Source organism: Arthrobacter sp. 8AJ, assembly GCF_902506025.1.
Taxonomy (GTDB): domain Bacteria; phylum Actinomycetota; class Actinomycetes; order Actinomycetales; family Micrococcaceae; genus Arthrobacter.
Genome location: NZ_LR733289.1, coordinates 3,839,154 through 3,852,229, shown reverse-complemented (window position 1 = coordinate 3,852,229; position 13,076 = coordinate 3,839,154). Strand labels below are relative to the sequence as shown.

The following is a 13,076-nucleotide window of genomic DNA, read 5'->3' as shown; positions in this document are numbered from 1 at the left end:
CGGCGGGGACGGGTCCGGTGAAGGCGAAGGTCCCAGTACCTGTCACTGTTTCTGCGCTGTGGTCTTTGCTTGTGGGTGTGGCGGGGTTGGGGGGGGGAAGAGGTCTTGGTAGTTGATAGTGGCGATGATGTGGGGTCGGTTGCCGCCGGTTGTGGGCAGGGTGTTGGTGGTGAGGGCTGTTTTGCGGCGGTAATGAGTCCGTCGAGTTGTTTTTGGGCGCGGGTGCGCCGGTCCAGGTCAATCCCGCCGGGTTGGCATCCTGCCGCCTTGTCCCCGGCGGTGCGTGGGTTGTGGCGGTGTTCATGACGGTGAGGAGGTGTTCGTATTGGTCGGTGGTGGCGAAGATTTCGAGGTGGTGGAGGCCGTGGCGGGGTTTGCGGATGAAGGCGCCTTGGGTGTGGCGGAGGGCTTCTTCGGTGGGTTCGGTGCCGTCGGCGTCGATGGTGTCGGTCCAGCGTTGGGCGAGGCGGGTGAGGAAGTCAGGGTCGGTGGTGGTGGCGGCTGTGGTGAGGTGGTGTTCGATCGTGTCCAGGGTCTCGGCGGTGGTGTGGTGCTGGAGCCGGTCGAGGGTTGCCGTGATGAGGGTGGCGGCGTGCGAGGACAGGGCCGGTCCGTACCCGGCCGGGGACGTGATCCCGGTGTCGGTGGTGGGAGTGAGGGCGGCGGCGAGGTGGGTCCGGGCTGGTGGGAGTGGTTCGCCGGTAAGGCTGGTGGCTGGGAGGACGTGGTGGGCGAGGGCGAGGCGGCGGCGGGCTTCGCGGATGGGGATCCGCAAGCGCAGGCGGAGGAACTCTGCGGTGTTCCGGCACCCGTCATCGGCCGGTGACACCACCGGGCGGCCAGGACGCGTGGACGGGTTGGGCCAGGTCGCGTCGGTCTCAACCATGGCGGCGGACAGGTGAGCACCATTCGTGGGGGAGATGTTCAGGGTTTCGACACCATTGGTATCCCACCGGCTGGTCCAATCCCCGGACCGGTTGGCGCGGGCCGTGGCTGCGGCGTCGGTGATGGCCTGGGCGCGGGTGCGGTCCACCGCCCCGGCGCCCAGGAGTTGCAGGTACTCCACGGTCCGGGCGAGGTCCTCCGTGCGGGCGGCGAACTCAGCGGCTTCGAGATAGGAGGCAGACGCCAGCACACCCGGGGCGGCCAGGGCAACGGCCGCGAGCCGGGCCGCCAACCCAGCCAGGAGGTCCTGGTGGCCAGGACCTGTGGCGCGGTGCTGTGAAGCCTCCGCGGGGACCGCATGAAGGTGGGCCGGGTGCGGCAGCCAGCTGCCGGCGTCGTACGCTTTCCGGCCGTACGCCTCACCAAGATGCTCCCCGATGGCCTCCATAACCCCACTCTGCCAGCCACCCCTGACAACGAAGAGACCCAAAGACCCCTATGTGGAATACGCGCGAACCGTAGTGGATCCACCCTTAAACACTGCCGGCCGCCGCGTCCCCCAAGGATCGCGACGGCCGGCAAGGCGATTCAGTTGTAGCACAACGGCTGGTCATTCCCATGTCATGCGGGGGGACCCGCGTCATGAATGACCGGTGAAGCGTCAACTAGGACTTCGTGCCGTTCCCATCGGAGGTACCAAGGTTGGTGGTCTCCGGGTGGGTGCTGTGGGCTGGGATGTGGTCCCCGCCCAGGGCGCCGGCGTCGCCGGTCCCGGACGTGCCGGTGGAAGTACCAGGGGCAGCAGCAGCAGAGGGTCCTGAGGCCTGGCCGCCACCGGAGGCGCCGTCACGGTGCATGGCAGAGCCGATCACAGTGCCTGCCCTGCGTGCGGCTTCCCCAAGCTGGTCTGCCACTTCAGGCGCCTTTTCCTTGATGGTTTCCGTCGCCACGGACACTTTGTCCTGGACCGGCTTGCTGTCCCAGATGCCGGCCGCGCGGGCCTTCAGCTTGTCGTAAGCAGCGCGGCCTGACCGCGAACCGAGGACGTATCCCACGGCAACGCCTACACCCAAAAGAAGCTTGTTTTTCACGATGATCTCCTGCTCTGCGAGAAGGTTGTCAGTCCCGGCCGGGGCGGCGGGCGCCGGTTGCCGGGGAAAGTGAAAGCCGGCCCGGGGATGATGTCCCCAGGCCGGCTTCCTGGCTTGCCCGTGCAGTTATCCGCGGGCGCTGCGCTTGGTGACCATGCCGTAAATGGCAAGGACGATCAGCGAGCCGACGATCGCCAGCAGCCACGTCTGGATCGAGAAGAACTCCTGCAGTCCACTGCCGAAGATCATCCCGCCCAGCCAGCCACCGAGCAGTGCGCCAACGACGCCCAGGATCAGAGTGATGACCCAGCCGCCACCCTGCCTGCCCGGGAGGATCGCCTTAGCGATCGCACCAGCAATAAGTCCGAGAATCAGAAATGCAATAAATCCCATTTGAAGCTCTCTTCCTAAGTAAAGGAGGCCTCCAGGTTCCGGAGGCACTTCATCCTTCTGGCTCAATAGTAATCATGCTTACTATCTTTTGGCCAACCCCGTTTTTGGAAAAAAGTGCAGTTCAGGCTGGTTTCAGTGTCCCGTTTGGTCCGAGTCGTTGCCCGCTCCGGGACCCTCGTCAAGGATCGATAATTCCGCTAGATCCTGCGGATCCAGGGCGAAATCGAACACGTCCAGGTTCTGTGCCATCCGCTCCGGCGAAGCGGTCTTCGGAATCGTTACCAATCCGTTTTGTATGTGCCACCGTAGGACGAGTTGGCCAGGGGTTTTCCCATGCTTTTCCGCCAGTTGGGAAAGGATGGGAGCGCCCAATAAACCCGCCCCTGAGCCGCCCAACGGACTATAAGACTCAGTAATAATGCCATGCCGGCTATGGAATTCCCGCTCGGCGGACCGCGTGATGGCCGGACTGAGCTGGATTTGGTTTACCGCAGGCACCACGTCAGTCTCCGCCATCAGCCGCTCGAGGTGCGCCGGCTTGAAATTGGACACTCCGATGGACCGGACTTTTCCCTCGGCCTGCAGCCGTTCAAAGGTCTGCCAGGTGGAGATGTACTGGTCCCTGCCGGGCAGGGGCCAGTGGATCAGCAGCAGGTCCACGTAATCCAGCCCAAGACGCGCCAGCGACCCCTCCAGGCCTGCTACGGCCCGGTCGTGGCCCTGGAATTCGCCGTCCAGCTTGGTGGTGATGAAGAGCTCGCTGCGGTCCACGCCGCTGGCCCTGATGCCGTTGCCCACACCGCGTTCGTTGCCGTACTTCACGGCGGTGTCGATATGCCGGTACCCGGCTTCCACGGCCTGTACGACGGCGGCGGCCGCCTGTTCGTCGTCCAGGGGCCAGGTGCCAAGCCCCAGCTGCGGAATCCTGTTGCCGTCATTAAGGTCGATGAGCGGTGCAAGTGTCATGCGATCAGTCTGCCCCCTCCTGGCCGTCCCGGCTCCCGGTGCCCGCGATTCGGGACGGCCGGAGGATACTGCCGGCGGCCTAGGCCGGTTCCTCCGCCAGTTTCCGCTTCAGGATCTTTCCACTGGGTCCCAGCGGGAGCTCGGACAGTATCCTGACCACGCGCGGATACTTGTAGGCCGCGAGCTGGGCGCTGGCGAAGTCCATCAGCTCGGTCTCGGTGACACTGGCCCCCGCGTCCACCACGATGGCGGCCGCGATTTCCTGGCCGTGGACATCGTGCGGGATGCCGTAAACGGCGGCGCTGACAACTGCAGGGTGTGTCAGCAGGACTTCCTCCACCTCCCGCGGATACACGTTGTAGCCGTTGCGGATGATCATGTCCTTCTTGCGGTCCACGATGGTGAGGTAGCCGTCGTCGTCCTTGGTGCCAAGGTCCCCGCTGCGGAACCAGCCGTCCACCACGGCCTCGGCGGTGGCCTCGGGCCGGTTGAGGTAGCCCTTCATCAGCAGGTGGCCGCGGATCACCAGCTCGCCGAGTTCCCCGTTGGGCAGCAGCTCGATCCGCTCCGTCACTTCAGGGCGGGCGATTTCGATATCAACGCCCCAGATCGGGATACCGATGGTGCCGGGCCGTGGCTGCATGCCCACGTGGTTGAAGGCCGCAACGGGGGATGTCTCGGTGAGGCCGTAGCCCTCATGGATCTCCACGCCGAAGACGTCACGGAACCGGTCCATCACTGCCAGTGGAAGTGAGGCTCCACCGGAGATACCGTAGCGCAGAGCCGCCGGCCGGTCCGGCACGGTCTTGGCGGCCTCCAGGAGTGCCACGTACATGGTGGGGACGCCCAGGAAGATGTTCACGTCGTGCTTCGCCAGCAGCCTCAAGGCGTCCGGGCCGGTGAACCGGGGCATGAGGACGATGGTGGCCCCGGCGCGAAGGCCCGTGTTCAGCACCACCGTCTGGCCGAAGGTGTGGAAGAGCGGCAGGCCGCCGAACAGGACGTCGCCGGGCCGGAAGTCCATCACGCTGGTCAGCAGGACGCTGGTTTGTTCCACCAGGGCGAAGTGGCTGCCCAGTGCGCCTTTGGGCTTGCCGGTGGTGCCTGAGGTGTACAGGATGGTGGCCGTGTCCGATGGGCGGCAGGGTTCGTACGTCCGGATCGGCTCCGCGGCGGCCGCCTCCGCTTCCAGCCGCGGAAGCCCGCCGTCGTCGGGAGCCATGACCGTCAGCACATCGACCCCGCTGGCTGATGCACCGGCGGCGCCCTCCGTGAGCAGGGGAGCGGCGCAGATGAGCAGCCTGGCGCCGCTGTCCTGCAGGACGTACTCGATCTCGCGGGCCTTGAGCAGGGCGTGGACCGGGACAACGATGGCGCCCAGCGAGAGGATGGCGTAGTACACCCGCGCGAAGTCCGGCACGTTGGGGATCAGGACGGCGACGGCGTCTCCCGGGCCGATTCCCCGCGCCCGCAGTGCACCGGCATAGGCGCGGGTTTGGCTCCACAGGTCGGCGTAGCTGACCTGGTCCTCGCCCACAACGAGGGCGATGCTGTCAGGATTCCTCTTGGCTGATTCTGCCAGGACGGCAGCGACGGAGATGGTGGCGAAGCCGTCAGCGGAGTTGGTGTTGGTCATGGCCTGCTTCTTTGTTGGGATGGGTCACGCTGTGAGGATCAGGGCGTCGCCCTGGCCGCCGCCCCCGCAGAGGGCCACGACCCCGGTGCCTCCGCCGCGGCGTTTCAAGGCCAGCGCCTGGTGCAGCACCAGGCGTGCACCTGAGGCGCCCACGGGGTGGCCCAGTGCGATGGCGCCGCCTTCGGCGTTGACAGTTTCGGTGTCGATGCCGAGATCGTTGGCGGACTGGATGAGGACCGAGGCGAAGGCCTCGTTGATTTCCACCAGGTCCAGCTCCCGCACCGTGAGTCCCTGGTCCTTGAGTGCGCGCTCGATGGCGCGGGCGGGCTGGGAATGCAGGGATCCGTCGGGGCCTGCGGTCTGGCCGTGGGCGCCGATCTCGGCGATCCACTCCAGGCCTGCTGCTTCCGCGGCTGCCTTGCTGGCAATGACCAGCGCCGCTGCACCGTCGGAAAGGGGCGACGACGACCCTGCCGTGATGGTGGCGGTCTCCGCCTTGGAGAACGCCGGGCGGAGCTGCGCCAGGGATTCGGCGGTGGTGTCCGGACGGATGCCTTCGTCGTGTTCGAGGGTCATGGCAGGTCCCTTGCGCTGCGGTATCTCGATCGGTGCGATTTCCTCCGCCATGATCCCGGCGGCGCGGGCGGCTTCGGCGCGCTGGTGGGAGCGGGCCGCGACGGCGTCCTGCTCTTCGCGCGTGATGCCGCGTTCGGCGTTGCCGGCGTCGGTGGCTTCACCCATGAGCTTCTTGCTCACCGGGTCCTGCAGCCCGTCATGGTTCAGGGAGTCCAGCATGGGGGCATCTCCGATGACGACGCCGGCCCGCAGCCCGGGGACCAGGTGCGGCGCGTTGGTCATCGATTCCTGGCCGGCGGCCACAATGAAGTCGGCTTCCCCCGTGCGGATCATCCGGGCGGCGTCGATCACGGCCGTCAGGCCGGACAGGCAGAGCTTGTTGATGGTGATGGTGGGAACGTCCCAGCCGATTCCGGCGGCCAGGCTGGCCTGGCGTGCGGGGCCCTGGCCCGCGCCGGCCTGGATGACCTGGCCGACAATGACGGCGCCGATCTGCTCCGGTGCCACGCCGGTGCGTTCCAGCGCAGCGCGAATGGCGTGGGCGCCCAGTTCGCTGGAGGAAAAGGGCGTGAGTCCGCCGCGGAACCTGCCAAACGGGGTGCGGGCGCCGCCCAGGATGACGGGGATGTTGGCGTTCTGGTTCAAGAACAGTCCTTTCAGGGGATGACGGGCAGCCAAAGCCGAACGGCAGGGCTTAGGCGAAGGCGGAGGTGCCGGTGATGCCGCGTCCGATGATGAGCGCCTGCATGGTTTCGGTGCCTTCGTAGGTGTGGATGGCTTCGATGTCGGCAAGGTGCCTGGCGACGCGGTTTTCCAGCAGGATGCCGTTGCCACCCAGCAGGTCACGGGCGTTGGAGGCGATGCCGCGTGCGGTCCGGGTGCAGGTGTACTTCACGAGCGATGCCTGCTCGGGCGTGAGGGTTCCGGCTTCATCGAGCCGCGTCATCTGCACCACCATCAGCTGCATGGTAGCCAGTTCACTGAGCATCCGGGCCAGCCGCTCCTGGACGATCTGGGACGCGGCCAGCGGCCGGCCGAACTGCTTGCGCTGCCTGGCGTACTGGACGGCCGTTTCGTAGCAGGCGGTGGCATGGCCGACGGCGGACCAGGCCACGCCCAGCCGGGTCGCCAGCAGCACCCGGGCCGTGTCCTTGAAGCTGCGCGCACCCGGCAGGACGTTCTCTTCGGGGACGAAGACGTCCTCCAGGCGGATGTGGGCCTGCCAGATGGCGCGGAGGGCAAGCTTGCCTTCGATTTTGGTGGCGGTGTAGCCGGGGGAGTCCTGCGGAACCAGGTAGCCGTGGACCTGGCCGTCGTCGCCCCGGGCCCAGACAATGCTGACGCCGCCCACGGAGCCGTTGCCGATCCACTTCTTCTCGCCGTTGAGCAGGAACCCGCCGTCCGTGCCGGTTGCCGTGGTTTCCAGGGCCACCGAGTCGGAGCCATGGGTAGGCTCGGTGAGGGCGAACGCCGCGTATTCCGTGCCCCTGGCAATCGCCGGCAGCCAGCGTTCCTTCTGTGCCGCGGATCCGCATTCAGCCACGGAGCGCAGGGCCAGGCCGCCCTGGACGGCAATCATGGTGGCCACGGAACCATCGCCCCGGCTGATTTCCATGTTCACCAGGCCGGCGGCCATGCTGCTCATGGGTGCGAAGCCCTCCACGGTGATGCCGTCGCGGAGCAGGTCCAGTTCGCCCAGGCGCTGGAGGAGGTGCAGCGGGTACTCGCCGCGTTCCCAGTAGCCGTCAATGACGGGCAGGACCTCGTCCTGGACAAAGCTGCGGGCGCGCTCCCAGTAGGCGCGGTCCTCGTCTCCGATGCCGGCCAGGATGGACGCCGGGTCTGTCCCGAGGGCCTCGGTCAGGACATATTCCGGCTCCACTGTTCCGGAGGGGAAGCCGGCGGGAGCCACGGTGCGGGTGGGCGCGAGGGCGGGCGACGTCATCGTCATTGAATGCATCCTTTGAATCAGCGGCGGCGGGAGGGCCGGGGCCTTGTGGCCTGGACCACACCATCCAAGGATGCAATGAAACGCAGTTCCACGTCAAGAAACTGGGTACCAAGGCTGGAGGTGGCGCCGCTGGGGCTAGGGGAGCGCGTCCCGGACCGCCTGGGCGATCGCATCCTTGTCGGCAGTGCCGGGAAAAACGGTGACGACGACGGTTGGCGCAGGTTGGGCGGGCGCGGCGGCGTCCGCCGGGCTGCCCAGGAGTGCAGGCCGGAACGTTTCCGCCAAGGCCTGGAGTTCGGCGGCCAGGGCGGTGGCCCTTTCCCGGTCTCCTGCAGCGGTGTCCCCGGCGGCAGGCGCGGCCCGCAGCCATTCCCGCAGGAAGGCGTTGTGCACGGCCACCACCGCTGCAGCGAAGGCGACGGCTTTGTATTCGCGCGGGCCGTTCCGGGGCAGCTTGTCATTCAGGTAGTGCAGGAACGCCCGCTCGTACCGGTGCGAGGTCACCAGTTCCCGGTCGCGGAGGGCCGGCACTGCCTGCAACAGCCCGTACCGGGCGCGTGAGGTCTGGGGGTTCCGCAGGTGGTGGTCGAAAACCAGCAGCGCCGCGTCCGCCACCGCGGCCAGCGGCCCGAGCCTGGATCCGGCGAGCCGTTCATTGACCTGGTGCAGGATCTGCTCGTGGTCGGCGAAGACAACGTCCTCCTTGGACCCGAACCTGCGGAAGAACGTGCTGCGGCTCATGCCTGAGGCTTCTGCGAGTTCCTCAACGGATGTTGCGTCGAATCCCTGCTTCGCCAGGAGGCCAATGGCTGCCGCGACGGGCCCATCGGCAGGGTGCCCCTCGACGGGACGGTGGGAAGGGGGCGGTGTCATGCGCCGAAATCTAGCACAGCCACGCTCCGGCAGGCTGGCCTGCCGCCGGCTGCGGAAGGCCAGCCTGTGGCCGCTTTCAGGCGCCCTGTTGTGCCCAGCCGGTCAGCTTGTCCGAAAGCTGCATGTACGCCTCGTTGACCTGCTGCAGCTCCGGGTGGTTGTCATACCAGGCCACGATTTCCCGTGCTCCGTCCGCGAACGGGATGGTGGCGGTGTAGTCCGGGACCAAGGCCTTGATCTTGGTGTTGTCGAAGACCACGGAATGGGACCGGTCGCCCAGGAGGTTGGACCCCAGTTCCTGGTCGTGCGCGGCGATGGTTTGGGACGCCACATGCACCAGTTCCGGTTCCCGGACGCCCGCGGTGCGGGCGAAGAGTCCGTAGATCTGGTTCCATGGCAGGTACTCGTCGGAGGTGATGGTGTAGCTTTCGCCCACCGCCTGCGGCCGGCCAAGCAGGCCGACGAACGCCTTGGCAAAGTCCTTGCTGTGCGTCAGCGTCCACAGCGAGGTGCCGTCACCGGGGACCATGACCGGGAGGCCGCTGCGCATGCGGTGGATGTCCGTCCAGCCGCCCACCATCGCAATCTTGGTGCGGTCATAGGTGTGCGAGGGCCGGACCACCGTCAACGGGAAGTCGTCCTCCCGGTAGGCACTGAACAGCAGCTCCTCGCACGCGATCTTGTCCCGGGAGTACTGCCAGAACGGATTCTTCAACGGCGTGGACTCGCGGATGGGCAGCCTGGTGGGCGGCTTCTGGTACGCGGAGGCCGAGCTGATGAAGACGTACTGACCCGTCCGCTCCCGGAACAGCTCCATGCTGGTTTGGGCATGGTCCGGAGTGTAGGAAATGAAGTCCGCCACGGCATCGAACTCCCTTCCGCCCAGCACCTCCCTGACGGAGGCCGCATCGCGGACGTCGGCGTGCAGCACTTCGGTGCCGTCGGGGACAGGCCTGCCGGACTGCCCCCGGTTCAGGATGGTCAGCCGGTGGCCCAGCGCGGCGGCACGTTCTGCCGCCGCCGCGCTGATGACCCCGGTCCCGCCGATGAAAAGGATGCTCCTCGGCGCCACCGTATCTGCGGTGATTGTGCCTACCACGCGTAGTCTTCCGGTGCCGTGCGGTGTCCCGGGAAAATATCGTCCAGGCGCTTGAGTGCGTCCCCATCGAGGGAGACATCCAGGGCGCGGATTGCGGCGTCCAGCTGTTCCTGGGTCCGGGGCCCCACGATCGGTGCGGTCACGGCAGGCTGGTGGAGGAGCCATGCCAGGGCCACGTCGCCGGGTTCGTGGCCCAGTTCGTCGGCGAAGTCCTCATACTGGCGGATCTGGTCCTCGTGCTTCTTCAGCGTTTCCGCTGCCCGCCCCTCCGTGCGGCGGACTCCCTGGCGTTCCTTCTTCAGCACGCCGCCCAGCAGCCCGCCCTGCAGCGGCGACCAGGGAATGAGGCCCAGCCCGTACTGCTGTGCAGCCGGGATGACTTCCAGTTCCACCTGCCGCATGAACAGGTTGTAGATGGACTGCTCGCTGACCAGGCCCGTGTAGTTCCGGCGGCGTGCTGCCTCCTGCGCCTGGGCGATGTGCCAGCCGGCGAAGTTGCTGCTGCCCGAGTACAGGATCTTGCCCTGCTGTACGGCCACTTCGATGGCCTGCCAGATCTCGTCCCACGGAGTGTCGCGGTCGATGTGGTGGAACTGGTAGACATCGATGTAGTCCGTCTGCAGGCGCTTGAGGCTCGCGTCCAGCGCACGGCGGATGTTCAGGGCCGAGAGCTTGGACTCGTTGGGCCGGTCCGTCATGGTGCCGTAGAGCTTGGTGGCCAGGACGGTGTGCTCCCGGCGCTCGCCGCCCTTGGCGAACCAGCGCCCGATGATTTCTTCGGTCCAGCCCCGGTGGTCGGCGCCGCCGTACACGTTGGCGGTGTCGAAGAAGTTGATGCCGGCTTCGTGCGCGGAATCCATGATGCTGTGCGCGTCCGCCTCCTCCGTCTGCGGCCCAAAGTTCATGGTGCCGAGGCAGAGGCGGGAGACTTTCAGGCCGGAGCGGCCCAGATGGGTGTACTGCATGGAAGATCCTTTCAACGGTGGGCCTGCCAAACCGGTGGGTGGGCCGGCTGGAACCTACATCTGGGTGAAGGAGGCGACGGCGGGATCGGAGCCAATGCGCGCGCCGGACTCCAGTGCGGTGATGGCGGACAGTTCGTCTTCGGACAGCTTGAGGGACGAAGCCGCGAAGTTTTCCCGGATGCGGCCCGGATTCGCGGATTTGGGAATGACGATGTTGCCGTTGGCGAGGTGCCAGGCGAGCACTACCTGGGCGGTAGTGGCGTCGTGGGCGTCGGCGATTGCGGTGACGGCGTTGCCGTTAAGGTCACCGCCCTGCCCCAGCGGGCTGTACGCCTCCACGGCGATGCCCAGGCTGCGGCACTTGGCCGCAAGGTCCGCCTGCTGGTAGCTGGGGTGAAGCTCGATCTGGTTGACGGCGGGCACTGTTTCCGCGGATTCCAGCAGGGTGTCCAGGTGGTCGGAGAGGAAGTTGGAGACGCCGATGGCGCGGATCTCCTTGTTTTCGTACAGCCGCTCCATCTCCTTCCATGCCTGGACGAAGAGGCCCTGCGAAGGAACCGGCCAGTGGATGAGGTAGAGGTCGATGAAGTCCAGGCCCAGGGCCTTGCGGCTGTTCTGGAACGCTTCCTGCGCCCGGGCCTGCTCGCCATTGCGGAGCTTGGTGGTCACGAAGATTTCCCCGCGGGGGATCCCGGTAGCCGCGAGGGCCGCCCCTACGCCTGCCTCGTTGCGGTACGCCGCAGCGGTGTCGATGTGGCGGTAGCCCGCTTCCAGCGCATCCTCCACGGTCCGCTGTGTATCCTCCGGCGGGACCTGGAAAACGCCGAAGCCAAGCTGCGGAATGGTGACGCCGTTGTTGAGTGTCAGCTCTGACATGGGTGTACTCCTTGGACGTATGGTGCTGGGATCGATGCCGGTTGCTCGACGAGTGGGGAAACACAGTGAGAAATCGGTTTCCACCGGCTCACCCCTGAGCCTATGCACTTTCCGCCATCAAGTCAGCAGCCAAGGCTGATCCTGTTTTTCCTAGGACCGCCAGTCCTACCTTCGTTGTAGAGCAGGCCACGCCAACGCAGGCACAATGGTCTGCATGGGTCAAAGCGCCGAGTTCGGAAAATTCCTCAAAGCCATGCGGTCCCGGTTGAGCCCGGAAGTCGCAGGGACGGGCCCCAGTACGGGCGCCCGCAGGGTTCCGGGCCTGCGGCGTGAGGAAGTGGCGCGCCTGGCCGGGGTCAGCACCGACTACTACGTGCGGCTGGAACAGGGTCGCAATATCCACCCGTCACGCACGGTCCTGGACGCCGTTGCCAGGGCCCTGCGGCTGGACAGCAGCGAGCACGCGCACATGCTGGACCTGCTCGAGAACTGCGCGGGCGCTCCGCGCGAACCGGGTGCCAATGCAGCCCAGGGCGTCCGGCCGGCGCTGCGCCAACTCCTGGACGCGGTGGGTGAGGTGCCCGCGCTGGTGCTGGGCCGCCGCAACGACGTGCTGGCGGGCAACAGGATGGCGTTCCTCTTGTTCGCCGATTTCCCCGCGCTGCCGCCCGCGGAGCGGAACCTCACACGCTGGACCATCCTTGACCCGGCTGCGCGGGAACTGTTCAGGGACTGGAAAACCGTGGCGGCAGAAGCCGCGGGCTCCCTTCGCCTGGACGTGGGCCGGCACCCCAATGACCCCCAGGCGAACCACCTGGTGGGGGAGCTGGCGGTCCACAGCGAACACTTCCGCCAGTGGTGGGCGGGGCACCGGGTTGCCACCCGCGCTGCAGGCACCGTCCGGCTGCACCATCCCGCGGTGGGAGACCTGGAACTGAACTTTGAAAACCTGGTCCTGCCGGAGGACCCCGACCAGACGCTCCGGGTGTACTCCGCCCGGCCCGGATCGCCGTCGTCGGACGCCCTGGCACTGCTGGGAAGCCTCGGGGCAGCCCCGGATGCCGGCCTGGAACGGGACCCTGCCGCGGTGGCCGAAAGCGGCGACGCGGGCTGACCGGCCGTGCGCGCGCCCACGCCACTGTACATTCGTCCAGCGAAGTGGGGTGATTCTGGCCAGCCGCCCATTGGTGGCGGGCCGGCCCTTTCCTAGGGTGGGAGTACCAGCTTTCCCTGCCCAGTTCTTATCACCCCAGGATGGTCTCAACGATGAAACGCATCGCCCTGCTGAAGGAGCGCCAGGCCTCTGCCGGCGCCGCCTCCACCGCCACCGGTTCCCACTGCCCGGCTTCCGGCCTCTGGAGCCCCGACATCGATCCCCACACGGTCCTGTCCTTCTTCGAGGGCCACGTGTTCCCGGCATTCGACGGCGTGCCCACCGTCTGGCGGCGGCGCAGCCCCGGCACGGCAAACTAGGTCCTGCCTTAAGCGCAACTGACCCGCAGCCAACATCGTCAGGAACGTGTTGGCTGCGGGTCAGTCGTGTTTGGCGTTAGTGATCTTCCAGGCGGAAGCCAATCTTGATGGTGACCTGCCAGTCTGCGACCTTTCCGTCCTCCAGGTGGCCGCGGACCTCCTTGACCTCAAACCAGTCGAGGTTCCGCAGGGTCTGGGATGCCTTGGCAATGCCGTTGCGGACGGCGTCGTCCACGCCCTCGGTGGAGGTGCCGACAATTTCAGAAATGCTGTACGTGTGGTTGGACAACTT

General features: G+C 66.8%; 14 protein-coding genes. 2 read left to right on the top strand and 12 right to left on the bottom strand.

Going from position 1 to position 13,076, the window contains the following annotated elements; genetic code table 11:
* The 11 genes from BACI349Y_RS17890 to BACI349Y_RS17840 all read right to left on the bottom strand — a co-directional run.
* Window positions 1–1,333, bottom strand: a 1,333-nt coding sequence (locus BACI349Y_RS17890; protein WP_159633917.1) for a DUF222 domain-containing protein, incomplete at its 3' end; no start/stop codon positions are given.
* Between the two features lie 217 nt (window positions 1,334–1,550).
* Window positions 1,551–1,976, bottom strand: a complete 426-nt coding sequence (locus tag BACI349Y_RS17885; RefSeq protein WP_159633914.1) for a YtxH domain-containing protein — start codon at window positions 1,974–1,976, stop codon at window positions 1,551–1,553.
* A gap of 126 nt (window positions 1,977–2,102) precedes the next feature.
* Complete coding sequence (locus tag BACI349Y_RS17880; RefSeq protein ID WP_043451908.1) at window positions 2,103–2,369, bottom strand: GlsB/YeaQ/YmgE family stress response membrane protein; 267 nt, start codon at window positions 2,367–2,369, stop codon at window positions 2,103–2,105.
* A 132-nt stretch (window positions 2,370–2,501) separates the two neighbouring features.
* Complete coding sequence (locus BACI349Y_RS17875; RefSeq protein ID WP_159633911.1) at window positions 2,502–3,335, bottom strand: aldo/keto reductase; 834 nt, start codon at window positions 3,333–3,335, stop codon at window positions 2,502–2,504.
* A gap of 79 nt (window positions 3,336–3,414) precedes the next feature.
* The gene (locus tag BACI349Y_RS17870) at window positions 3,415–4,971 is read right to left on the bottom strand and encodes a long-chain-fatty-acid--CoA ligase (protein ID WP_159633908.1); all 1,557 of its coding nucleotides are present in this window, start codon (window positions 4,969–4,971) and stop codon (window positions 3,415–3,417) included.
* A 24-nt stretch (window positions 4,972–4,995) separates the two neighbouring features.
* Window positions 4,996–6,192 carry an acetyl-CoA C-acetyltransferase gene (locus tag BACI349Y_RS17865; RefSeq protein WP_159633905.1) on the bottom strand — a complete coding sequence of 399 codons (1,197 nt, stop codon included), beginning with the start codon at window positions 6,190–6,192 and terminating at the stop codon, window positions 4,996–4,998.
* 49 nt (window positions 6,193–6,241) lie between these two features.
* The gene (locus BACI349Y_RS17860; RefSeq protein ID WP_159633902.1) at window positions 6,242–7,498 is read right to left on the bottom strand and encodes an acyl-CoA dehydrogenase family protein; all 1,257 of its coding nucleotides are present in this window, start codon (window positions 7,496–7,498) and stop codon (window positions 6,242–6,244) included.
* A gap of 135 nt (window positions 7,499–7,633) precedes the next feature.
* A complete protein-coding gene (locus BACI349Y_RS17855; protein ID WP_159633899.1) occupies window positions 7,634–8,371 on the bottom strand; it encodes a TetR/AcrR family transcriptional regulator in 738 nt (245 codons plus the stop codon).
* A 76-nt stretch (window positions 8,372–8,447) separates the two neighbouring features.
* Entirely contained in the window at window positions 8,448–9,470 is a 1,023-nt protein-coding gene (locus BACI349Y_RS17850; protein WP_159633896.1) for an NAD-dependent epimerase/dehydratase family protein, read from the bottom strand.
* Entirely contained in the window at window positions 9,464–10,435 is a 972-nt protein-coding gene (locus BACI349Y_RS17845) for an aldo/keto reductase (protein WP_159633893.1), read from the bottom strand. The genes BACI349Y_RS17850 and BACI349Y_RS17845 overlap by 7 nt, the downstream gene beginning before the upstream one ends.
* 54 nt (window positions 10,436–10,489) lie before the next feature.
* A complete protein-coding gene (locus tag BACI349Y_RS17840) occupies window positions 10,490–11,311 on the bottom strand; it encodes an aldo/keto reductase (RefSeq protein WP_159633890.1) in 822 nt (273 codons plus the stop codon).
* Window positions 11,312–11,525: 214 nt separating this feature from the next.
* On the opposite strand from BACI349Y_RS17840, the gene BACI349Y_RS17835 reads away from it, so the two are divergent.
* Together BACI349Y_RS17835 and BACI349Y_RS17830 are read left to right on the top strand one after the other, a co-directional pair.
* The gene (locus tag BACI349Y_RS17835) at window positions 11,526–12,425 is read left to right on the top strand and encodes a helix-turn-helix domain-containing protein (RefSeq protein WP_159633886.1); all 900 of its coding nucleotides are present in this window, start codon (window positions 11,526–11,528) and stop codon (window positions 12,423–12,425) included.
* Between the two features lie 152 nt (window positions 12,426–12,577).
* Window positions 12,578–12,784 (top strand): hypothetical protein, encoded by a 207-nt coding sequence (locus tag BACI349Y_RS17830; RefSeq protein ID WP_159633882.1) that lies wholly within the window; start codon window positions 12,578–12,580, stop codon window positions 12,782–12,784.
* Window positions 12,785–12,860: 76 nt separating this feature from the next.
* Here BACI349Y_RS17830 and BACI349Y_RS17825 read toward each other — a convergent pair whose 3' ends face one another.
* Complete coding sequence (locus BACI349Y_RS17825; RefSeq protein WP_159633879.1) at window positions 12,861–13,073, bottom strand: dodecin; 213 nt, start codon at window positions 13,071–13,073, stop codon at window positions 12,861–12,863.
* Window positions 13,074–13,076 lie beyond the last annotated feature (3 nt).